Origin of the sequence: Campylobacter sp. IFREMER_LSEM_CL2194 (assembly GCF_025771685.1) — a bacterium.
Taxonomy (GTDB): Bacteria; Campylobacterota; Campylobacteria; order Campylobacterales; family Campylobacteraceae; genus Campylobacter_D.
Window position 1 is genome coordinate 1 of record NZ_JAKMQS010000001.1, and the last position, 21,152, is coordinate 21,152.

Sequence of the window (21,152 nt, forward strand, 5' to 3'; positions counted from 1 at the left end):
CCCTATAAATACTTTATCTTTATCACAGCAACCACCCCCAGTTAAGCCAAAAATTTGTCTTTAGAGCGACATCTATTATCTTTTTTATTAAAGATAAAAATTTGTCCTCTATAAGAGCCATCATCTTCCCAACCATTATTATTTTCATCATTAATACCAACTTGAGCATCTTCATCTTCGATATGGCTAGTGCTTTCTATGAAAGGAAACGGAGCGCATTGATACTTATTATCTGTTAAAACCATCATTGTTAGAATCTATCGCTAAATTATCTCTTAGCTTTTGGAATGGTAATTTCAATAAATGATATATTGTCACAATATATACTAAAAATCCAAAAGAAAGTAGTATATTATAATGCAACATAACACTATTTAAAAAATTTTCAACTACATTTTTTATACTTCAATTAGTATTTACACTTTTTGAATTTGTATTTTGGTTAATACTTGTGTTTTGCTCCCACAGCCTATCAAGCATAGCATTAAAAAGCTTAGTGGTATTAGTTTCATTGCTTTTGGATATATAGTTTTTAACATCATCAACCATTGTTTTAATTTGATTTTTTGAGTATTTGCATGAAAGAGTGCTTTTAGCTCTTGCTCGTGTCTTGTTTTCAACTCCTGAGTAATCCTCGTGAGTTCATTATTTACACCCAAAGCTAAATTTAAATCACTTTGACTTTTTTCTAATTTTGCATTTGTGCTATCTAGCTTAAGATATAAAAATACATTAAGCATAAACATTAGAGCTAAAGCAATATAAAGCTTTGTATTTTTAAATAAAAATGACATATTATTTGTAGTTTAAAGTAGGTTTTTGTATAATACTTTCAAGGGTTAGCCGTAGGTCTGACCCCCTATGGCTTAATCTAACCCTAGAAAGTAGGTGATTAAATTTGAGCTATATAATCCACATAATCTTTATAATTATACTACTAAGTATGATTATAGTCAAGGCTTATTAACCTTGTCCCCTTTTTTTAGGGGGATTATGTGGTAACCTACTCTAAGCTTACTCCTTTCTAAAAATTTATTTGTGATTTCTAATTTTATATTTGATAAATCTTGTTGATATAGCAAATCATATAATTTTTACAAGCTTGTCTACTTTGTCCTACACTTTCATCGCTCTTAGTTAAACCTAGTAAAATACAATCTTCTGTATTCTAATAATTATATATTTATCATCTTTTACTCTCAAACATTGTTTTCTAAATAAACTTTCATTTCTAAACTATAAGTTTTACAGCGTTTATAAACTAGACTTTATTTGTTTATAAAGCAATTGTTGTTAATATTTTTAAAAAATTTAGAGAAAAATCATGAAAGATCTTAAAAAATACATTGCAAATTCCAAACTAACACGCCTTGAAGTTTTATATGAAAAATTAGTAAAGTCTGAAAATGGCATAACTATAAAAGAACTAGCCCAAGAACTCAATGTAAGCACTAAAACCATAAAAAGAGATATGCAAGGGGTTTTTGAGCCTATGGGGCTTATTAAAAATGGAAGAAAATGGCGTATCGATACAAGCAAAGACATTCAAGAGCAAGATGATGAAAAAATAATCCTTGAAGTGCTTGATACTATGGCAAAAAGTGCTGGAAACAGCTTTTATGCCAAAGCTCATCCTCTACTTTCTAAACTTTCTCAAAACATTTCTAATCCCATCCATACTAGCCTAGATGCAGAAAAGCTAGAAGAAAAAGATTTAAGCAATTTTCAAATTCTTGAACAAGCTATCAACACCAAAACACAAATTGTCTTTAAATACGAAAATAAACTTTTCCAAGTAAAACCTTTAAAACTAGCTTTTTTTAGTGGCTTTTGGTATTTGCTTGCTTTTGATATGAAAAAACGTGATATTTTCAAAAAATTTTATTTAAAAAATATCCAAAACATCACCCTAACCCAAGAGCATTTTCAAACCGATGAGAGTTTAGAAGTAAAACTTCAAAGAGTAAATTCTATATGGTTTAGCCTTGATAAGCCTTTTACAGTAAGACTTTTAGTAGAAGAACCTATACGAAAATACTTTAAAAGAAAGCCTCTAAATTCACAAATCATCACCGGTAAAGACAAAGATGGCTCCATAGAAATAGAGCTTGAGATAACTCATGAAATGGAAATTTTACCTTTGGTGTATTATTACATACCTTATGTAAAGGTTTTAGAACCTGATTTTATAGCAAATAAAGTCAAAGAAGTAGTTGGGGAATACCTTGATCAAATAAGCAAATGATTGCTTATTTGTCAGGATTTTAATACTTTCTTAGCTTTATTTAAAGCTTTTTCAATCGTGTCATTTTCTATAAAATTTTTTATCTCATTATAAATATAATCTTCTATAGTTTTAAATTTATCAGCCTTAGTGGTTTCATCATAGTCAATCATATCATAAATAAATTTATAATCTTTATCTTGATTTTTTTATCTAAAATTATTTTTTTATATAAATTAGCATATAAAATATTCATTTTTTTCAATTCTGTTTTAAAAACTTGAATTTTTTCATCATATTCTTTGCATTCTTCATCATTATCATAATAATAAGTAATACAAAAATCAATACACAAATTTTTATAGTTTTTTTCAGAAAAATATAAATTAAATATTGGCAATATATAATTATTTATATCTTTTTTGTGGTAAATAGTAAAAAATGTTTTTTGGTTGAATTTGTTTTTTCACTATCTTTTTCCACAAGCAAAGTATTTTTTCTTATTTTTTTTGTTTTTAAATTTCTTTTCGAGTTTATCCATAAATTCACTCATTAATTCTTCACAAATTTCATCCCATTTCTCTCTTACTATTTCTTTTGCTTTTTTATATTTATCGTAATCTATATCCTTAAAATCACTTTTATTTTTAGTATATCTATATAAATTTGTAGCATTGTTTAAATTTTCTTTACTCGATTTCAAAAATTCCATGACATAATCTTTAGCCACATAATCATCTATAGCTACATACCAAGTTAAAAGAGTTTTATACTGATTTAAAGTAAAAATCACATTTTGCATATCATTTTTAAATTTTTTATCAATTTCATTGTTTTTAACTTTATTCTCACACACACCTATACAAGCATTAATCCACTCTTTTATCCATTTATAATCCATTTTTAGATAAAAACTCATTTTTTTATCATTGCTATCATATATAAGATCATCATTTATTTTAAATCCATTTTTTGTGCCTAAGCTATATTTGCTAGGCTCGGTATCTTCATTTTTATGCAAATAAATAGTAATTTATATTTCCATGAAATTCATAAATTTTATTCTCATCAAAACCAGCCTTTTTAAAATGCCCATCTACATTAGTCGTAACAACATAATAATCTTGTTTGCTTTTTGCAAGTTTTAAAAGTATCTCATAACCTTTATGTGGCATAGTGTCTTTATACAACTTAAATCTATGTCCATAAAATGCCCAAGCAAGTTGTGCGTTTGTATAAAAATTTGTAGGATTAGCCATGCGTTCAAAGTCTATGCCTAGTTTTTTGCAAATGCGGATAAGCTCTCCAAAAACCTTCTTTTCCTCTAAAATCAGGCAAACCACTATCTACTCCCATGCCAGCTCCAGCTGTGATGATGATTACCTCTGCTTTGTCTAAAGCTTCTTTTATATAAGTTTGTATTTGCATTTTTTACCTTTAAAAATTTTCATAATCAAATTTCCTAGCTTCATGTAATTCTTTGGCTACTTCAAGGCTCATTTCCCAAAAAACTGTATTCATGGATTTTGGTATGCAGTTTTTATCTTCATATTTTTTGCTTATAGCCTTATAAATCTCATCATTTTCCTCACAATCAACAGCAAGACTACCTAAATAAGGATACGACAAATACCCCACCGGAGCTGTATCAAATACCATAGTTAGTTTTGTTTTTGGAAAATTTTCTTTCATAAAAGCTAAAAATTCATCTCTAGCTTTATAATCTGTCTTGTCTTTATCAAACAAATCGCTATGTTTTGTTTTATTGACATGAAAATCATTGTTTGGAGTGTTAAAGCACATCCAAAAAGATTTTTTACCTTTTTGGATGGTATAATCTTGAATAGTTTCAAGCGCTAAAGCCATTTTTTATCCTTTTTATATTGTATTGATATAATTATACTATATAAAATGGACTTTTAATGTCTATATTTTAACCTTTACATTTTTGAGCTATCACATCCATAGCTTCTTGTGAGAGAACAAAATTTGTATGATAAAGCAAGCAACTACCCATATCAAGCACTTTTAGCACAAGCTTTTTGTTATTAGTATCTTTTGGATTGTGCCTTGTATTAGCTAGATCATAAATTTCATACACCATATCTTTGCTAAGCTTGTTAATATCAAGTTCTATGATATTTTCTTCAAATTTCATAGGCTCTTGGGTAAATTCTTCTTTATTTTCTTTTTTTGCAAAGCTTTTTTTCTTACTAAAAGATTTTAATTCATTTTCCTTTGCTTCTTCTAGGGTGTAAATTTCATTTAAACTAAAGCTTAAGTCATTGTCGTTGTTTTTATATCTTAGTAAAAAGGCAAAGGCTTCATCTTTGCTTTCTTTAAAAAGCGCTTCAACTTTTTCTACTTGGGCTTCAAAGATGATCATATCAAAAGTAGAATAAAAGTCTAAAACCACAGCCTTAGCATACCTTTTACCGCTTTTACTCATCATTGATTTAAAATCTTCAATCTTTCCTACAACCAAAAGCTCGCCTTCGCCTTTGAGTGTTTCAAAATCCATACTTTTAAAATACTCTATGCCTTCTATTTGACTTGCAAATTTATCTAAAGGATGGCCTGATACATAAATTCCTAAGATTTCTTTTTCATAGCCTAGTTTTTCCATTAGTTCAAATTCGATTTTACTATCATGAAGCCCTACTTTGATATCTGCAGCTATTTCCTCTTCTCCAAAAAGTGAAGCAGTGGAGTTTCTTTTAACTTCAGCGATTTTTCTACTTGTTTCTGAAATAAGCTCAAGATTATCCACCAAGCATTTTCTAGTATAGCCAAACTCATCAAAAGCACCTGATTTTGCCAAATTTTCAATAGTTTTTTTATTAATTTTAGTTGGATCAATCGAACTTATAAAATCATCAAAATCACTAAAACCTTCTTCCTTACGAATTGCCATGATATTTTCTATCGCAGGAATTCCCACGCTTTTAATCGCTCCAAGCCCATAAATAATAGCTTCAGAACCATCTTCAAGCTTAGTTGCACTAAATTCTCTTTGGGCTTTGTTAATGCTTGGTGGCAAAAGCTTGATGTTCATTCTTTTCATCTCTTCAATGTATTTTGCGACCTTGTCTACATTACTTTCTTCACTTGTTAAAAGTGCAGCCATAAACTCACTTGGATAATAAGTCTTTAAATACGCTGTTTGAAAGGTTATAAGTGCATAAGCAGCTGAGTGAGATTTGTTAAAACCATATTCAGCAAATTTCAAAATAAGCTCAAACAAATCATCAGCCTTTTTCTCATCATAGCCTTGTTTTTTAGCTCCTTCTAGATACTCTGCTTTAAGATTGTCCAAAATTTCTCTTTTTTTCTTACCCATAGCACGGCGCACATTATCAGCCCCGCCCAAAGAAAAACCACCGATTTTTTGCACTATTTGCATAACTTGTTCTTGATAAACTATAACTCCATAAGTGTTTTCAAGTATAGGTTTTAAATCTTCAAATGCATAAGTTGCAGCCTTTCTACCATGCTTGATATCGATAAAATCATCCACCATCCCACTATCAAGTGGTCCTGGTCTATATAAAGCTAAAACCGCGATTAAATCTTCAAATCTTTCAGGCTTTAACCTAGCATTCAAACTTTGCATACCGCCTGATTCTATTTGGAAAATACCCAAGGTATTACCACTTTGTATAGTTTTATAAACCTTAGGATCATTCATATCAATCTTTTCCCAAATCACATCTTTACCATAACGCTTTTTAACTAGTTTTATGGCATTATCAATTACTGTAAGGGTTTTTAAACCCAAAAAGTCAAATTTAATTAAATCCACATCTTCAAGATATTCTTTAGAATACTGCGTTACCAAATGACGCTCATCGTTTTTGCTTTGTCTAAAAAGCGGAGCTTTATTCCACAAAGCTTCATTAGATATCACAACTCCGGCCGCGTGCATACCTGCATTTCTATTTAAACCCTCTAGTGCCTTAGCAAAATCCCAAACTTGACGCCCCTTTGGATGAGAATTTACAAATTCAGCTATTTTTGGTTCTTGCTCATAGGCTTTTTCTAAAGTAATTTTTAGCTCTTCAGGAACTAATTTTGCCAAAGCATCTGCATCAGGTATGCTCATATCACAAACCCTAGCCACATCACGGATTACCCCCTTTGCTAAAAGCTTACCAAAGGTAATGACTTGTGCAACCTTTTCAGCTCCATATTTATCGATCACATAATCAATCACTTCCCCTCTTCTATCTTGACAAAAATCCACATCAATATCGGGCATTGATACACGCTCAGGATTTAAAAATCTCTCAAAAAGAAGATTATAAGGTATAGGATCTAAATCTGTAATTTTCAAACAATACGAAACTAAACTCCCCGCTGCACTCCCACGCCCTGGGCCAACTGGTATATCTTTTTCCTTAGCTGCGGCGATAAAATCATGAACGATTAACATATAACCTGAAAATTTCATATTTTTAATAATACTAATTTCTAAATCAAGCCTATCTTTATACTCTTGGTGCTTACTCTCATCGATAAATTGAAGTCTTTCTTCCAAGCCTTTTTTACAAAGATACTCAAAAACTATATCATCATTATCAAAGCTAAATTCTTGATCTTCTTGTGCTAGATTTAAACTATATTTTTTTGCATATTCACGGGTAAATTTAAAATTTGGTGGGGTTGGATCGCCTAGTTTTAATTCTAAATTGCATTTATTAGCTATTTCTTGAGTATTTTCAATGGCTTCAGGAATATCAGCAAAAAGCTCGCTCATTTGCTCTGGCGTTTTTACATAAAACTCATGCACCTCATGTCTTAAACGCCCTGGATCATCAAGCTTAACCCCCATAGCTATACACATAAATACTTCATGTGCAGCTGCTCTTTCTTTAAAAGTATAGTGCGTATCATTCGTTGCGATGATTTTTATATCAAGCTCTTTAGCAAGTTTGATGATAGAATCATCGATAAATTTTTGATCATCAATACCATGACGCATAATCTCAAGGTAAAAATCATCTCCAAAAACCTTTTTATACCAAAGCGCAGCTTCTTTTGCGCCTTCATAACCTTTTGCGCCAAATTTTAAATTTCTTTCATTTTTGGTATTTAAATGCCAATTAACCTCACCTTGCAAACATGCAGAAGAACAAATCAAACCCTCACTATGTGCTTCTAATAGCTTTTTGTTAATCCTTGGGTAATAATACAAACCATGTATATAACTTTGCGAGCTTAAATACATCAAATTTTTATAGCCAATTTCATTTTTAGCAAACAAACAAATATGAAAGCGTTGTCTTGAGCTTTTATCACTTAAATCATCATGATTATGCAAATACGCTTCAAGCCCTATGATAGGTTTAATCCCTTCAGATCTCATTGTTTTATAAAAATCAATAGCCCCAAACATATTTCCATGATCAGTCATAGCAACACTTGTTGCACCTTGAGCTTTTAGTGTTTTAGCAAGCTCTTTGAGTTTATTTGCTCCATCAAGTAAAGAATATTCCGTGTGTAAATGTAAATGTGTAAATTGGCTCATATTTTCCCTTGTATTTTTTTATTATTATAAAAAAAAACCTTAAATTTAAAACTTACAAGCATAAAAAATGTATAATAACTTACTTTCAAAAAAGGAGTAAAAAATGGAAGTAAAAATTTATTATTGTAATCTTTGAAATTACAAACCACAAGCTGCAAGGGTTGCAGAAGAAATACAAAACGAATTCAAAGATGCGCAAATTTCTACCATAGAAAAAGGTGGTGGTCATTTTATAGTAGAAGTAGATGGCAAAATCATTTACTCTAAAAAAGACTTGTTTAACTGCGAAGTAGATAGATTTCCTCATGAGGGTGAAATCACTAAGCTTATGAAACAAATGTAAGCTAAACCCTCATTAGCGAGGGTTTATTTTGTTAAAGGAACAAGCATACCTTCATAAAGTTTTTGATAAATTTCTTCTGAGCATAAATGTTTAGCAAGCTCTAAACCAAACAAAATAGCTGTAGCAGGCCCAGCTGCTGTGATGACATTTTCATTTACCACAACTGCTTTATTTACTCTTACACCTTCAATACCTACTTCACAACCAGGATAGCAAGAAAACTCCCCATTTATCACCCCTGCTTTAGCTAACACCATAGGTGAAGCACAAATAGCTGCTACGATTTTTTTCTTAGCATGTAAATCTTGTATGATTTTTATGATAGCTTGATTATTTTTTAAATTCATCATACCTTCAAATCCACCCGCCAAAGCAATTGCGTCTAAATTTTCTTGATCAACACTAGATAAACTCACATCAGCCCTTATGCAAATTCCATTAGCTCCTTGTACCAAAAGCTCATCATCTAGTGAAGCAATAATTACTTCTAAATTTCCACTAGCTTCTCCTGCTCTTTTTAAAACATCAGCTATACCTATAAATTCAGCTTCTTCAAAACCTTTTGCCAAAGGCACTAAAACTTTTTTCATTTTTTCTCCTTTTAGTCAATAAATCTTTTATTTAATTCATGAAAATACTCTATGCGTCTATCGCGTAAAAATGGCCACCACCTACGCACATTTTCACATCTTTGCATATCAATTTCAATGATTTTACAAAGCTCTTGTTTATCATCAGCTCTAAAAAGCTCTTCGCCTTGAGCCCCAAAAACAAAAGAATTTCCCCAAAATCTTATGCCATCTTCCACACCGCTTTCATCTTTTTCAAAACCCACTCTATTAATAGCTACTACAGGTAAGCCATTAGCTATAGCATGGCCTCTTTGCACACCTATCCAAGCTTCAAGCTGTCTTTGTTTTTCTTCTTTTTCATCCTTATCAAACCAACCAATAGCAGTAGGATAAATCAAAATTTGAGCTCCTTTTAAAGTCATTAACCTAGCAGCTTCAGGATACCATTGATCCCAGCATATTAAAACCCCAAGTTTTCCAACACTTGTTTGTATAGGTTCAAAACCCAAATCACCTGGGGTAAAATAAAATTTTTCATAAAAACAAGGATCATCAGGAATGTGCATTTTGCGGTATTTTCCTGCTATAGAGCCATCTTTTTCAAATACCACACTAGTATTATGATAAAGCCCTGCGCTTCTTTTTTCAAATAAAGAAGTTACCAAAACAACTTTATTTTCCCTAGCTACATTAGACCAAAACTTAACATCTTCTTCATAATCATTAGCTAAATCAAAAAAGTTTGTATTTTCACTTTGGCAAAAATACTGCGTTTGATGAAGCTCTTGCAAGCATACAAGTTCGGCCTTTTCTTTTGCCGCTTGTTTGATAAGCTCGCATGTTTTTTCTATAGTTTTTTCTTTATTTTGTTTAAATTCTTGCTGTATGAGTGCTAATTTCATTTTTACTCCTTTCTTCTTCTGAATCATCATAAGGGTCTAAGTGTATATGGATATTCCAAAAATCATCTTTAAAATGTTCCCTTATACTATCTTCAATCTCATCACCGATTTTATGAGCTTTTAAAAGCGATATTGTAGGTTCAAAAACTAAATGCACACTAACATAAAGTATATCAGGACTTTTTCTAGTTTTTAAATGATGAAAGCTTTTGACTTCTTTGTTTGCGCTTATAATTTGTTTAATCACTTCAACTTGTTCTTTATCAATTGCCACATCTAATAAAATTTTAGAACTTTCTTTTATGATTTTAAAAGCTGAAAAAATCGTATATAAACTTATAGCTATACCAAATAATCCATCAATAAAATGATAATTTGTAAAAGCTATAATCACAAGTGCTAAAAGTGTTAGAGCATTAGTTAAAAAGTCTATTTTATAGTGCAAGCTATCAGCTTTTATAATCAAGCTTTTTGTTTTTTTAGCAACATAATTTAAAAAAACCACCAAACACAAAGTCACAGCCATAGCAAAAGCCATGACAAAAATTCCAAGATCAAGTTTTTCTACACTTTCTTGATTGTGAATTTTCAAAACACTCTCATAAAAAATATAAACCCCAATTCCGCTAATCACAAGACCTTCAAAAAGCCCCATTAATGCTTCAATTTTACTAAGGCCAAAATTATATTCTTTGCTAGAGCCTTGAGAGCTTTTTTTCAAAGCTAAAAAATTTAAACCTGAAATCACACAATCAAGTAAAGAATCAATCGCACTAGAAAGCACCGCAACAGAACCTGAAGCTAAACCTACTATAAATTTAACAATAGCTAAAAAAATAGCACATACACTTGCGATGATGGTTGCACTTTTTTGCAAATTCATCTTTGACCTTCATAGCGGTTTTGACAAGAACAATGCAAAGAACCATTTTGTCTTAAAAACACTCTTGCATCAACCCCTACTACTTTTCTATCTTTGCATGCTTTTTGTAAATTTTCTAATACCAAAGCATCGTTTTCATCATTATAAGTTGGCACTATCAAGCCACCATTAACAAAAACAAAATTTACATAAGTAGCACCAAGTCTTTTACCTTCAAAATACAAAGGCTTAGGTAAAGGAAGTTCTAAAAGATCAAATCCTGTTTTTTTAAGTTCTTCTTCCATAGCTTTTAAGGGTTTATAATGCTCATCATTTTCATCTTTACACACACAATAAGCAATAGTTTTTTCATCGATAAATCTTGCTAGAGTATCTATATGATGATCAGTATCATCGCCTTTTATATAACCATGATTTAACCATATAATTTGTTTTAAGCCAAAAATTTCTTTTAACTTGGCTTCAATTTGCTCTTTATTTAAACGGGAATTTCTATTTTCATTTAACAAACAAGCACTCGTTGTAAGCATTACTCCTTGCCCATTAAAATCAATACTCCCACCTTCTAAAATAAAATCAATTTTTTCTAATTTTCCAGATAATTTTTGTGCAAAAAGTTTTGAATTTACCGCATTATCTAAAGTGCTTTGAAATTTATCCCCCCAAGCATTAAAAGTAAAATCAAGCCCTATAGTTTTATCATCTTCAAGCACATCAATTGCACCAAAATCTCTAATCCAAGTATCATTAGTATCACACTTAAAAAAATCAACGTTTTTTATATGCTTAAATCTTTGAAAATCTTTTTCACTTGGCGCTATAAGTAAAACTTTTTGAAAATTTGCCACAGCTTTAACAAATTCTTCATAACTTTGTAAAATCTCTTCTAAATAAGGCTTCCAATCGCTATTTTCATGAGGCAAGGAAAGTAAAAGTAGCTCTTGTTTTTGCCATTCTGCTATGCTTTTTCTCATTTTGATACCCTTTTTGATAATTAAAAAAGTATTTTAACATTTTTAATGATAGTTTTTTACTCTTTTTTTAAAACCCAAGCAAAATACCATATCGCAAAAGATAAAAGCAAAATCATGAAAAGCTTTTTATCATACACTCCAAATCCTATATAAAGCACAGAATACATAAAACCAAAACTTCCTGCATAAATGCAAATTCTACTCATTAAACCATTTTCCACCGCTCTAAAACATGGGCATTTGTGAAAAAATTTCTTTTTTGTTTCTTTGGGCTTAAAAAAACTCAAAACCGCACTTAAAATCAGCAAAAAACTTAAAAAATATAAAACCTTATCCATTAGTGAAAATACCTTAACCAAGCAGGAATTGCTTTTTGTTCTTCTTTTAAAGTGCTTTCTTCTCCATGCCCTGGAAGTAATCTAAAATCTTTTTCATAAGCTAAAACTTTAAGCAAACTCTCTTTCATCTTGGCTGCATCTGAGTAAGGAAAGTCCCATCTACCAATACTACGGTAAAATAAAAAATCTCCACTAAAAAGCACATCTTCACCCACAAGTTCTATCATGCAACACCCTGGAGTATGCCCTGGAAAATGATGAAATTTAAACTTAAACTCATCTATACTAAATTCATTTTCATTTTCTATCAACACATCAGCATTTGAATGCTCAAAACCATAATTAAAAGGATCTTTTAGCATAAAAGCATCATCTTTATGGATAAAAAGTGGAATTTCATAAACCTTTTTAACTTTAGCATTATCATAAACGTGATCATAATGACCATGAGTATTTAAAATAGCTAAAGGTTTGCTTGCGTTTTCTTTGATAAACTCATAAGCATTTTCACCTGGATCGATGATGATTTGCTTGTTATTATGATCTATAATATAACAATTTGTTTCATACATTCCGCATGGTTGTTTTAAAATACGCATATAAACTTCCTTTTAACTAAATCAAATATAATTTTAAAAAATTAATATTTAAAGATTTTTTATGAATTATACAAAATTACAAGAATTATTGATCAATTTTATAAAAGAACAAGCAGGGGATAAAAATCTCATCTTAGGTTTAAGCGGTGGGATAGATTCAGCTTTAGTAGCTCATCTTTGTAAAAAAGCAGTGGGTGAAAAACTTTTTGTGCTTTTAATGCCTACAAAACATTCTAAAAAAGAAAATTTAGATGATGCATTAATGCTTTGTAAAGATTTGCAAATTCATCATAAGATTATTTATATTGATGAAGCACTTTGTGCTTATGAAAAAATTTGTCAAGACTTAAACCCTTTACGCTTTGGAAATTTAGCTGCAAGAGTGCGTATGAGTTTGCTTTATGATTATTCGGCTTTACACAATGCATTGGTAGTAGGCACTTCTAATAAAAGCGAACTTATGCTTGGTTATGGGACTATTTATGGGGATTTAGCTTGTGCTTTTAATCCTTTGGCTACACTTTATAAAAGTGAAGTTTTTGAGCTTGCTAAATTTATGGGTGTGCATGAAAATTTCATACAAAAAGCCCCTAGTGCTGATCTTTGGCCAAATCAAAGTGATGAAAAAGATCTTGGCTATAAATATGAAGTTTTAGATGAAGTTTTAAAAGCTTTAGAAAATAATCAAAGCTTGGAAAATTTTGATGAGAATTTAAAAAATTTAGTCTTAGAGCGTGTGCAAAATAATGCTTTTAAAAGAAAACTTCCAACAACATTAAAGAATACATATGACTTGGCTTGATCGGTATTTTTTTAAACCTAATTTTTTGCAAAAAACTCTAGCCTTTTTGCTTTTGCCTTTTAGCTTTTTATATATGATCATAGCGATTTTAAATACTAAATTTAAAAAAGAACTTGATTTTAATTTACCCATTATAAGCATAGGTAATCTAACCCTAGGAGGCAATGGAAAAACTCCCATTTGTAAAGCCATAGCAGCTGAGTTTGAAAATTGTTTTATCATCTTAAGAGGCTATAAAAGACAAAGTAAAGGCTTAATCATCGTTAAGCATAAAGATAAAATTTTATGCGATATTAAAGAAAGTGGCGATGAAGCTATGGAATATGCACTTACAAAGCACATTAATGGAGTGATAGTAAGCGAAGATAGGGTTAAAGGCATACAAAAAGCTATCGAGCTTGGAGCAAAAATCATACTTTTAGATGATGCTTTTTCTAAATTTCATATTAAAAAACTTAATATTTTATTGCAAAGTAAAGATGAGCCATTTTTTGATTTTACCCTACCTAGCGGGGCTTATCGTTTGCCAAAATCTTTTGCTAAAAGGGCTGATTTTATAGCTAAAGAAAACGAAGATTTTGTGCGTTATTCTCATGTAAAAGAAAATCAAAAAGCCGTTTTAATAAGCTCTATTGCAAAGCCTTTTAGATTATATGAGCATTTTATCAAAGCTAGGGCTTGTTATTTTTTTGCCGATCATTATACTTTCAAAAAAGAAGAATTAGAAAAACTTTTAAAAAAACACAATTGCGACACCTTGATGCTAACCTTTAAAGACTATGTGAAAGTAAAAGATTTTGGCTTTAAAACTGAACTTATTCATCTTGATATTGTTTTAAAAGATAACTTTAAGCAAGTTTTGCAAAATTATATTGATAAATTTAACAAAAAGGAAGAAAATGTTGCTACACTCAACCCAAGATAAAAACCATCAAGTAAGCTTTTCAAAAGCCTTACTTAGCCCTAGTGCACCTAATAATGCTTTATATGCGCCACTTAATCTACCAAAGCTTAATAATGAAGCTTTAAAAAATTTAAGCTACAAAGAATTAGCTTTAAAAATCATCGCTGCATTTGAATTTGATTTAGAGCTTGAAGTTTTTGAAAAAGCTTTGAAAACTTATGAGAGTTTTGATGATAAAACCTGCCCTATTAATTTGAAAAAAATCAATGATAAGCTTTATATTAATGAATTATTCCATGGACCAACAAGAGCTTTTAAAGATATGGCCTTACAGCCTTTTGGCGTGCTTTTAGAACACTTAAAAAAAGATGATGATTTTTTAATCATGTGCGCTACAAGTGGTGATACAGGGCCTGCAACATTAAAAAGCTTTGAAAATAAAAAAGGCATAAAAGTAGTTTGTATTTACCCAAATGAAGGCACAAGTAAAACTCAAGCTTTACAAATGACACATTCAAATGCAAGCAATTTAAAATCCATAGCCATTGAAGGTAATTTTGATGATGCGCAAAATGCTCTAAAAGCGCTTTTAAATGATGAGGATTTTAAAAATACTTTAAAAGAAGAAAAGTTAAGTCTAAGTGCCGCAAATTCAGTTAATTTTGGAAGAATACTTTTTCAAATCATCTATCATTACTATGCTAGTTTAAAAATCGATAGAACAATAGATATCATCATTCCAAGTGGAAATTTTGGCGATGCTTTGGGAGCTTATTATGCTAAAAAAATGGGAGCAAATATAGGTAAAATTAAAATTGCTTCCAATTCAAACAATATCTTAAGTGAGTTTTTTAATACAGGCAAATATGATTTAAGAAATAAAAGCTTGCAAAAGACTATTTCTCCTGCTATGGATATACTTATATCATCAAATATAGAAAGATTGCTTTTTGATAAATTTAAAGATGAACGCACCAAAGAGTTAATGCAGGCTTTAAAGAATGAAAAATATTATGAGCTTAGCCAAAAAGAACTAGAGCTTTTACAAGAAGACTTTAAAGCTGATTTTTGCAATGATGATGAGTGTATGCAATATATCAAACAATACAGCCACTTAGGACTTTTAGATCCTCACACTTGCACTTGCTTTAAAATGCTTGATTCTAACACTACTACGCTTATCACTTCCACAGCACAATGGAGTAAATTTACCCCAAGCATGTATCAAGCAATTTATAATAAAGAATGCCAAGATGAACAAGCTTGTATGCAAGAACTTGCAAAAGAATTTAAACAAAAAATTCATCCAAATATTGCAAACTTATTTACAAGCACACAAAAGCAAAATCAAGTTTGCAAACTCAAAAATCTAAAACAAACTATTATAGAATGGATAAAACAATGATTATCATACCAGCAAGATTAAAATCAAGTCGTTTTGAAAATAAAATTTTATGTGAAATTGATAATTTACCTATGTTTATTTATACAGCTAAAAAAATGCAAGAAGTTGATGAAGTGTGTGTGGCGCTTGATGATGAAGAGGTTTTAAAAATAGCACAAAAACATAATATAAAAGCAGTTTTAACAAGTAAAAATCACGAAAGTGGTACTGATAGGATCAATGAAGCTTGTCAAATTTTAAAACTAAATGAAAATGAGCTAATCATTAATGTCCAAGCTGATGAGCCTTTTATAGAAACACAAAATATTAAAGATTTTAAGGAATTTAGCCAAAAAGCTTTTAAAGATAAGCTTTGTTTTATGAGTAGTTGCTATAAAGAAGTAGATGCAAAAGCTTGCGATGATCCTAATTTGGTTAAAGTAGTTACTGATAATAATGATTATGCTTTATATTTTTCAAGATCTAAAATTCCTTATGAAAGGGCAAATTATAAACAAAATTTTAAAGCCCACCTTGGAATTTATGCATATAGGGTTAAAAATTTACAAGAATTTTGTACTTTGAAAAACTCGGCTTTGGAAGAATGTGAAAAATTAGAACAATTAAGAGCCTTAGAAAATGGCAAAAAAATCAAAATGTTAAAAATACAAAGTCAAAGCATAGGTATAGATACAAAAGAAGATTATGAGAGAGCTTTGGCTAAATTTGGAGTTAAAAAATGAAAAAAATACTTTTTTTACTAAGCTTGTTTTTTACACTTCATGCAAAAGAATTAATCGTAGGTATGGAATTAGCCTACCCTCCTTTTGAAATGAGTGATACTAAAGGCAATCCAAGTGGTATTAGTGTAGAGTTTTTACAAGCCTTTGCTAAGGAAAAAAACTATGATTTAAAAATTCAAAACATAGCTTGGGATGGACTTATACCTGCTTTAAGGACTCAAAAAATAGATCTCATCATGTCTTCTATGAGTATAAGCGAGCAAAGAAAAAAAGTAATAGATTTTACCTTGCCTTATGCTAAGGCAAATTTAGCGATATTAAGCGCTAAAAAATCAAATATTAATTCCATAGAAGATTTAAATCAAAAAGGAAAAATCCTTGCTTTAAAAAGAGGTTCAAGTGCACATTTATATGCTCAAAAAAATCTTAAAAACGCAAAAATCCTAGTATTTGATAAAGAAAATGCAGCTATTTTAGAAGTCATTCAAGCAAAAGCTGATGCTTTTATTTATGATCAAATGAGCATTTATAAAGCATGGAAAAAACATCCTGAACAAACAAAAGCTATTTTTACTCCTTTTGAAAAAACACCTGAGCAATGGGCTATAGCTTTAAATAAAAATAATACCAAATTAAAAGAAGAGCTCAATGAGTTTATTTTAAAATCTAAAGAAAATGGTCTTTTTGATAAGCTAAGTCAAAAATACCTCAAAGATATGCAAGAAGTTTTCAAAGAACAAAAGCTTGAGTTTTTCTTTTAAGAAAAACTCTTTTCAAGCTTTCTTGAAAACATAGAAATAGGCAAAGTTAAAACCAAATAGCAAAGTGCTAAAGGAATGTAAATTTCTAAAGTTGAAAAAGTAAAAGCATTAATTTCCTGAGCATTTTGAGTTAATTCTGAAATAGCTATAACACTTAAAAGAGAGCTGTCTTTAATTAAATTACTAAGTTGTCCACTTAGTGGTGCTAAGATATTTTTTAAAGCTTGGGGAAAAATAACACTTTTATAAATTTCAAACTCACTCAAACCCAGAGCCTTAGCACTTTCATATTGCATTTTATCAACACTTAAAATCCCTGCTCTAAATATCTCACAAATATAAGCACTAGCAAATAAAGCTAAAATCAACACTCCACAAACATAGCGATTATCAAGTCCCAAATTATCTGCAAAAATGTAATAAATCAATAAAATTTGCACTAGCAAAGGCGTACCCCTGATAAGTTCTATAAAAACTCTTGCAAACATATTAAAAAGCACGATTTTACAAAGACTCATATAACACAAAATCAAAGCAAAAACCACACCTACAATCAAAGACAAAACACTAATAAAAAAACTCGTAAAAAAACCCTGTATCATTTTGTCTTTATATTCATAAATTGCCCCAAAATCAAAATTATAACTAGCGCTTAAAAAAGATAAATAAAAAAATAAAAACAATAAAAAAACCAACAAAAAAGCATTAACCATATATACTTTTAAAGTAATTTTTTTATGCTCGTTAAATTTATTGTGTACTAAAAAAATACTATTCAAAAATTTCCTTTATTATGATTTCAAATATAGCAAATAGCAGCTAAATTTCACTAAATACAAGATTGTTAAAAATTGGAATTTTAGTTTATAACAAACTCCTTAATTTAGGATAATTATTAACTTAAATTTACCACAAATAAGTAAAATAAAACAAATTTAATTTTCAATTTCAAGGAGAAAAATGCGTTTTTTGGCGGTATTTTTTATTTTTTTCAATTTAGCTTTTGCTAATAATGGAGTATTATCACTCAATGAAGCTTTTAAACTCAATACCCATAGCAACAATCAAGGAATTTTTTTAAAAATCAATCTCGCAGATAGAATTTATCTTTACAAAGATCAAATCAAAGTAGAATTAGACTCTAATGATATTACTTCTTTATTAAATTTCCCACAAACTCAAACGAGAGAAAACAAAGAAGTAATCTTTAACCAACTTGAACTTTTTATACCTCAATTATTATTAGATGATTTTATTAAAAATAACAAAGCAAAACTTTCCCTAGCTTATCAAGGTTGCTCAGAAGAAGGTTTATGCTATCGTCCTGTATATGTAAATTATGAACTTAATAAACAAAATGGAATTTATACTATAAAATCCACTAAAGATCAATTTAAAAAGCAAAATGAAGATGAGCAAATTGCTAATGATTTAAGCACACAAAATATATTTATCACGCTTTTAACTTTTTTTGGTTATGGCTTATTATTAGCACTTACTCCTTGTATTTTACCAATGATACCTATTCTTTCTTCATTAATCGCAATGAAGCTCAAAGATAAACCATCTAAAAAACATAGCTTTTATTTATCTTTTATCTATGTCTTTTTTATGTCTTTAGCTTATGCTATAGCAGGTGCTTTAGTAGGTCTTGCAGGAGCTAATGTACAAGGTTTATTGCAACAACCTTGGATTATCATTACTTTTGCTGGCATTTTTGTATTGCTCTCACTTTCCATGTTTGGCCTTTATGAATTACAACTACCACTTAAATTTCAAAATTTTATTAATAAAAAAATAGAAGGCAAAAACGGGGTTTTTGGTATAGCTATCATGGGCTTTTTATCAGCTCTTATTGTAGGACCTTGCGTGGCTGCACCTTTAGCAGGGGCTTTGCTTTACATTACTAATAGTGGCGATGTATTTTTAGGAGGACTTTCTTTATTTGTGATGAGTTTTGGTATGGGCATGCCTTTACTTTTAATAGGACTTGGAGGAAGTTTTTTAAAAAGCGGAGCTTGGATGCTTAAGATAAAGATTTTTTTTGGTTTTATCATGCTCATCATGGCAGTTTGGATGCTAGAAAGAATACTTAGTGCAAATATCATTTTAATGCTTTATGGGATTATAGGGGTATTTTTTGCTAGCTTTATGGGGCTATTTGATGAAGCAAAAACTAATTTTGATAAATTTAAAAAAGCAAGTATGATTTTAATTTTAGCTTATAGTTTAAGTCTAATTTTAGGCGGATCAATGGGTTCAAAAAGCTTACTAAAACCTCTTGAGTTTAACCTTGCTTCAAAAGAAAATAACTCTAGTTTAAGTTTTAAAACCATTAAAAACTTAAAAGAACTTAAGCAAGAATTACAAAATTCTACCAAACCAGTCATGCTTGAATTTACAGCTACTTGGTGTGAAAACTGCAAACTCTTAGAAGAATATACTTTTACAGATACAAAAGTACAAAATTTGCTTGCTAATTACACGCTTTTAAAAGCAGATGTAACACATAATAACCAAGAAGATTTAGCTCTTATGAAAGAATTTGGAGTTTTTGGACCTCCTGTGATGATATTTTTTAACAAAGGTGAGGAAAAAGGACGTATTATAGGCTATGTAGATGCAAATGATTTTTTAAGTAAAGTTCCTTGATGAGTTCTATTAAATCTTTGCAAATTGGCAAAATCAAAAACTATAATAAATTTCACTCAAGAAATTTTCAAAAGTGGAAGAACTGGATGGTATTATAGAGTCTTAAAAGAAGGCATAATAAACAAAAATGACAAAATCAAAATCTTACAAAAAGATGAAACTAATTTAAGCATTATGGAGTTAAATCAATTATTTTTTAATCCTTTTAAAAATTCAAATTCTTTAGAAAAATTAGAAAAAATTTCCACCCTAGCAAAAGGATGGAAAGAGAGTATTCAGGCTAGATTAAATCATACTTATGATGATTCTTATATGTTTATTTAAAAAATCCTTTTATCCCTATAAGCTGATATTGCCATAGTTTTTCTATAAAAATTTTAAGTTTTATTGCCAAAAGACCACTAATTGGCTTATGCAAAACTGTGCCAACTGCATAATCATTTCCGATTGAACAAACGGTATTCCCACTTATAAAAGAAAATTCTTGCTTAAATTCTTTCTCATCGATCATAGCCATTAAAGCTTTGGCTACATAAGCTCCTTCTCTTAATGCAAGCTGGGCTGTTGGAGGATAAGGAGTGTTGGTTTTAGGATTTTTAAATAAACTATTATCGCCTATAAAAAAGTATTTTGATGGATTTTCAACATTTAAAGGATGCATAAAAGCATCTACTTCTATACGCGATCTTGCACTTGGAAAATCTGAGCTATTTTCTATAACGCTATTACCCCTAACCCCTGCAGTCCAAATGATAGTATTAGCTTTAACAAATTCTCCCCCATCAAGTCTTATGCCATTTTTTTCACATTCTATGATTTTAGATTTTTCATATACTTTCACACCAAGTATCTCTAACCTTTGCCTTGCTTTTAAAGCCATACTTTTATCAAACATAGGTAAAATTTGATCCATAGCTTCAATAATAGAAAGTTCTAATTTCTCATAAGCAATTTGCTCTTTTTGGCAAAAGAATTTAAGCTCTTTAGCTAAAGAAGCTATAAATTCAACCCCGCTTAAGCCCCCACCACAAACTGTGATTTTTAAATCATCTTCATTTTGAGTGGTTTTATAATTTTTTATTTTCTTATATATTATTTCATTAATTTTTAAAGCATTTTCATAATTATCTATACTCAAAGCATATTCTTGCATACCTTTAATACCAAAAGTTTCTTTAGCAAAACCAAGCCCACATACTAAAATATCAAAGTCAAATTCATTATTTTTAGTAAAAACTTTGTCTTTAGAAATTTTTAAAACTTCATCTTGGATAAAGTTAATTTTTGGATTTAACAAAGGCAAAAGATCATATTTTGAACTATAAATATCTTCATTGGAAGCTACTTTGTGTAGTAAAATAGTATGATAATGATAAGAATTGTTATTAATTAAACTCACTTGTGCTTTTTCAAAAAACTCATCAGGTAAGGCTTTTATAGCCGATAAAGTAGCATATCCTGCACCTAAAAACAAAATTTTCTTTTTTTGCATGGATTTTCCTTTAATTTGATAAAAAAATAAATAAAAATTTGGCATAATGGTA

Annotated in this window: 24 protein-coding genes and 1 pseudogene; 9 read left to right on the forward strand and 16 right to left on the reverse strand. The window is 29.8% G+C overall.

The window, feature by feature from the left end; translation table 11 throughout:
- Positions 1–41: 41 nt before the first annotated feature.
- Positions 42–248 carry a hypothetical protein gene (locus L8V79_RS00005; protein ID WP_263702019.1) on the reverse strand — a complete coding sequence of 69 codons (207 nt, stop codon included), beginning with the start codon at positions 246–248 and terminating at the stop codon, positions 42–44.
- 157 nt (positions 249–405) lie between these two features.
- Positions 406–794 (reverse strand): annotated as a pseudogene (locus L8V79_RS00010) (hypothetical protein).
- 530 nt (positions 795–1,324) lie between these two features.
- On the opposite strand from L8V79_RS00010, the gene L8V79_RS00015 reads away from it, so the two are divergent.
- The gene (locus tag L8V79_RS00015) at positions 1,325–2,245 is read left to right on the forward strand and encodes a helix-turn-helix transcriptional regulator (protein WP_263702020.1); all 921 of its coding nucleotides are present in this window, start codon (positions 1,325–1,327) and stop codon (positions 2,243–2,245) included.
- 11 nt (positions 2,246–2,256) lie between these two features.
- On the opposite strand, the gene L8V79_RS00020 is transcribed toward L8V79_RS00015, so the two are convergent.
- The 6 genes from L8V79_RS00020 to dnaE form a co-directional block, all read right to left on the reverse strand.
- Positions 2,257–2,397, reverse strand: a complete 141-nt coding sequence (locus tag L8V79_RS00020) for a hypothetical protein (RefSeq protein ID WP_263702021.1) — start codon at positions 2,395–2,397, stop codon at positions 2,257–2,259.
- A gap of 296 nt (positions 2,398–2,693) precedes the next feature.
- Positions 2,694–3,143, reverse strand: coding sequence for a hypothetical protein (locus L8V79_RS00025; protein ID WP_263702023.1), 450 nt, complete (start codon positions 3,141–3,143; stop codon positions 2,694–2,696).
- A gap of 94 nt (positions 3,144–3,237) precedes the next feature.
- Positions 3,238–3,483 (reverse strand): Sir2 family NAD-dependent protein deacetylase, encoded by a 246-nt coding sequence (locus L8V79_RS00030; RefSeq protein WP_263702024.1) that lies wholly within the window; start codon positions 3,481–3,483, stop codon positions 3,238–3,240.
- A 4-nt stretch (positions 3,484–3,487) separates the two neighbouring features.
- Positions 3,488–3,652: a Sir2 family NAD-dependent protein deacetylase gene (locus L8V79_RS00035; protein WP_263702025.1), complete on the reverse strand. Its 165-nt coding sequence runs from the start codon at positions 3,650–3,652 to the stop codon at positions 3,488–3,490.
- Positions 3,653–3,661: 9 nt separating this feature from the next.
- Positions 3,662–4,090: a hypothetical protein gene (locus L8V79_RS00040; protein WP_263702026.1), complete on the reverse strand. Its 429-nt coding sequence runs from the start codon at positions 4,088–4,090 to the stop codon at positions 3,662–3,664.
- Between the two features lie 67 nt (positions 4,091–4,157).
- On the reverse strand, positions 4,158–7,751 hold the full coding sequence (gene dnaE, locus L8V79_RS00045) for a DNA polymerase III subunit alpha (protein ID WP_263702027.1): 3,594 nt from the start codon (positions 7,749–7,751) through the stop codon (positions 4,158–4,160).
- Positions 7,752–7,854: 103 nt separating this feature from the next.
- Here dnaE and L8V79_RS00050 point away from each other — a divergent pair, with 103 nt between their 5' ends.
- Positions 7,855–8,094 (forward strand): SelT/SelW/SelH family (seleno)protein, encoded by a 240-nt coding sequence (locus L8V79_RS00050; RefSeq protein WP_257396702.1) that lies wholly within the window; start codon positions 7,855–7,857, stop codon positions 8,092–8,094.
- 23 nt (positions 8,095–8,117) lie between these two features.
- On the opposite strand, the gene L8V79_RS00055 is transcribed toward L8V79_RS00050, so the two are convergent.
- Genes L8V79_RS00055 through L8V79_RS00080 form a run of 6 tightly spaced genes read right to left on the reverse strand, consistent with a single transcriptional unit; the run spans position 8,118 to position 12,362 of the window.
- Positions 8,118–8,684 (reverse strand): DJ-1 family glyoxalase III, encoded by a 567-nt coding sequence (locus L8V79_RS00055; protein ID WP_263678634.1) that lies wholly within the window; start codon positions 8,682–8,684, stop codon positions 8,118–8,120.
- An 11-nt stretch (positions 8,685–8,695) separates the two neighbouring features.
- Complete coding sequence (locus tag L8V79_RS00060; RefSeq protein WP_263702028.1) at positions 8,696–9,568, reverse strand: N-carbamoylputrescine amidohydrolase; 873 nt, start codon at positions 9,566–9,568, stop codon at positions 8,696–8,698.
- Complete coding sequence (locus tag L8V79_RS00065; protein ID WP_263702029.1) at positions 9,537–10,451, reverse strand: cation diffusion facilitator family transporter; 915 nt, start codon at positions 10,449–10,451, stop codon at positions 9,537–9,539. Before L8V79_RS00065 ends, L8V79_RS00060 begins: the two co-directional genes overlap by 32 nt.
- Positions 10,448–11,425, reverse strand: coding sequence for an agmatine deiminase family protein (locus tag L8V79_RS00070; protein WP_263702030.1), 978 nt, complete (start codon positions 11,423–11,425; stop codon positions 10,448–10,450). Before L8V79_RS00070 ends, L8V79_RS00065 begins: the two co-directional genes overlap by 4 nt.
- A gap of 56 nt (positions 11,426–11,481) precedes the next feature.
- Complete coding sequence (locus L8V79_RS00075) at positions 11,482–11,763, reverse strand: hypothetical protein (RefSeq protein WP_263702031.1); 282 nt, start codon at positions 11,761–11,763, stop codon at positions 11,482–11,484.
- A complete protein-coding gene (locus L8V79_RS00080) occupies positions 11,763–12,362 on the reverse strand; it encodes an MBL fold metallo-hydrolase (protein WP_263663228.1) in 600 nt (199 codons plus the stop codon). The genes L8V79_RS00075 and L8V79_RS00080 overlap by 1 nt, the downstream gene beginning before the upstream one ends.
- Before the next feature lie 61 nt (positions 12,363–12,423).
- Between L8V79_RS00080 and L8V79_RS00085 the strand changes: the two genes are divergently transcribed.
- Genes L8V79_RS00085 through L8V79_RS00105 form a run of 5 tightly spaced genes read left to right on the forward strand, consistent with a single transcriptional unit; the run spans position 12,424 to position 16,956 of the window.
- Complete coding sequence (locus L8V79_RS00085; RefSeq protein WP_263702032.1) at positions 12,424–13,164, forward strand: NAD+ synthase; 741 nt, start codon at positions 12,424–12,426, stop codon at positions 13,162–13,164.
- Positions 13,151–14,089, forward strand: coding sequence for a tetraacyldisaccharide 4'-kinase (locus tag L8V79_RS00090; RefSeq protein WP_263702033.1), 939 nt, complete (start codon positions 13,151–13,153; stop codon positions 14,087–14,089). Before L8V79_RS00085 ends, L8V79_RS00090 begins: the two co-directional genes overlap by 14 nt.
- The gene (gene thrC, locus L8V79_RS00095) at positions 14,064–15,473 is read left to right on the forward strand and encodes a threonine synthase (RefSeq protein WP_263702034.1); all 1,410 of its coding nucleotides are present in this window, start codon (positions 14,064–14,066) and stop codon (positions 15,471–15,473) included. Before L8V79_RS00090 ends, thrC begins: the two co-directional genes overlap by 26 nt.
- Positions 15,470–16,195 (forward strand): 3-deoxy-manno-octulosonate cytidylyltransferase, encoded by a 726-nt coding sequence (gene kdsB / locus L8V79_RS00100; protein WP_263702035.1) that lies wholly within the window; start codon positions 15,470–15,472, stop codon positions 16,193–16,195. Before thrC ends, kdsB begins: the two co-directional genes overlap by 4 nt.
- Positions 16,192–16,956: a transporter substrate-binding domain-containing protein gene (locus L8V79_RS00105; protein ID WP_220567099.1), complete on the forward strand. Its 765-nt coding sequence runs from the start codon at positions 16,192–16,194 to the stop codon at positions 16,954–16,956. The genes kdsB and L8V79_RS00105 overlap by 4 nt, the downstream gene beginning before the upstream one ends.
- Here L8V79_RS00105 and L8V79_RS00110 read toward each other — a convergent pair.
- Positions 16,953–17,669 carry an amino acid ABC transporter permease gene (locus tag L8V79_RS00110; protein ID WP_318529917.1) on the reverse strand — a complete coding sequence of 239 codons (717 nt, stop codon included), beginning with the start codon at positions 17,667–17,669 and terminating at the stop codon, positions 16,953–16,955. The two genes, L8V79_RS00105 and L8V79_RS00110, sit on opposite strands and share 4 nt — an antisense overlap.
- 247 nt (positions 17,670–17,916) lie before the next feature.
- Between L8V79_RS00110 and dsbD the strand changes: the two genes are divergently transcribed.
- Both dsbD and L8V79_RS00120 read left to right on the forward strand, forming a co-directional pair.
- Complete coding sequence (dsbD, locus tag L8V79_RS00115) at positions 17,917–19,608, forward strand: protein-disulfide reductase DsbD (protein WP_263702037.1); 1,692 nt, start codon at positions 17,917–17,919, stop codon at positions 19,606–19,608.
- A gap of 24 nt (positions 19,609–19,632) precedes the next feature.
- Positions 19,633–19,932, forward strand: coding sequence for a 3-alpha domain-containing protein (locus L8V79_RS00120; RefSeq protein WP_263702038.1), 300 nt, complete (start codon positions 19,633–19,635; stop codon positions 19,930–19,932).
- Here L8V79_RS00120 and L8V79_RS00125 read toward each other — a convergent pair.
- Positions 19,925–21,100, reverse strand: a complete 1,176-nt coding sequence (locus L8V79_RS00125) for an NAD(P)/FAD-dependent oxidoreductase (protein ID WP_263702039.1) — start codon at positions 21,098–21,100, stop codon at positions 19,925–19,927. The genes L8V79_RS00120 and L8V79_RS00125 overlap by 8 nt on opposite strands.
- Between the last annotated feature and the right edge of the window lie 52 nt (positions 21,101–21,152).

Bases quoted from the DNA above. Each gene is read 5' to 3' on its own strand.
- L8V79_RS00020 (WP_263702021.1), bottom strand. From the start codon at position 2,397: ATGATTGACTATGATGAAACCACTAAGGCTGATAAATTTAAAACTATA.
- L8V79_RS00060 (WP_263702028.1), bottom strand. From the start codon at position 9,568: ATGAAATTAGCACTCATACAGCAAGAATTTAAACAAAATAAAGAAAAA.
- L8V79_RS00030 (WP_263702024.1), bottom strand. From the start codon at position 3,483: ATGGCTAATCCTACAAATTTTTATACAAACGCACAACTTGCTTGGGCA.
- L8V79_RS00025 (WP_263702023.1), bottom strand. From the start codon at position 3,143: ATGAGTTTTTATCTAAAAATGGATTATAAATGGATAAAAGAGTGGATT.
- L8V79_RS00055 (WP_263678634.1), bottom strand. From the start codon at position 8,684: ATGAAAAAAGTTTTAGTGCCTTTGGCAAAAGGTTTTGAAGAAGCTGAA.
- L8V79_RS00105 (WP_220567099.1), top strand. From the start codon at position 16,192: ATGAAAAAAATACTTTTTTTACTAAGCTTGTTTTTTACACTTCATGCA.
- L8V79_RS00070 (WP_263702030.1), bottom strand. From the start codon at position 11,425: ATGAGAAAAAGCATAGCAGAATGGCAAAAACAAGAGCTACTTTTACTT.
- L8V79_RS00075 (WP_263702031.1), bottom strand. From the start codon at position 11,763: ATGGATAAGGTTTTATATTTTTTAAGTTTTTTGCTGATTTTAAGTGCG.
- dnaE (WP_263702027.1), bottom strand. From the start codon at position 7,751: ATGAGCCAATTTACACATTTACATTTACACACGGAATATTCTTTACTT.
- dsbD (WP_263702037.1), top strand. From the start codon at position 17,917: ATGCGTTTTTTGGCGGTATTTTTTATTTTTTTCAATTTAGCTTTTGCT.
- L8V79_RS00080 (WP_263663228.1), bottom strand. From the start codon at position 12,362: ATGCGTATTTTAAAACAACCATGCGGAATGTATGAAACAAATTGTTAT.
- kdsB (WP_263702035.1), top strand. From the start codon at position 15,470: ATGATTATCATACCAGCAAGATTAAAATCAAGTCGTTTTGAAAATAAA.
- L8V79_RS00035 (WP_263702025.1), bottom strand. From the start codon at position 3,652: ATGCAAATACAAACTTATATAAAAGAAGCTTTAGACAAAGCAGAGGTA.
- L8V79_RS00065 (WP_263702029.1), bottom strand. From the start codon at position 10,451: ATGAATTTGCAAAAAAGTGCAACCATCATCGCAAGTGTATGTGCTATT.
- L8V79_RS00040 (WP_263702026.1), bottom strand. From the start codon at position 4,090: ATGGCTTTAGCGCTTGAAACTATTCAAGATTATACCATCCAAAAAGGT.
- L8V79_RS00125 (WP_263702039.1), bottom strand. From the start codon at position 21,100: ATGCAAAAAAAGAAAATTTTGTTTTTAGGTGCAGGATATGCTACTTTA.
- L8V79_RS00110 (WP_318529917.1), bottom strand. From the start codon at position 17,669: ATGGTTAATGCTTTTTTGTTGGTTTTTTTATTGTTTTTATTTTTTTAT.
- L8V79_RS00090 (WP_263702033.1), top strand. From the start codon at position 13,151: ATGACTTGGCTTGATCGGTATTTTTTTAAACCTAATTTTTTGCAAAAA.
- thrC (WP_263702034.1), top strand. From the start codon at position 14,064: ATGTTGCTACACTCAACCCAAGATAAAAACCATCAAGTAAGCTTTTCA.
- L8V79_RS00085 (WP_263702032.1), top strand. From the start codon at position 12,424: ATGAATTATACAAAATTACAAGAATTATTGATCAATTTTATAAAAGAA.
- L8V79_RS00005 (WP_263702019.1), bottom strand. From the start codon at position 248: ATGATGGTTTTAACAGATAATAAGTATCAATGCGCTCCGTTTCCTTTC.
- L8V79_RS00015 (WP_263702020.1), top strand. From the start codon at position 1,325: ATGAAAGATCTTAAAAAATACATTGCAAATTCCAAACTAACACGCCTT.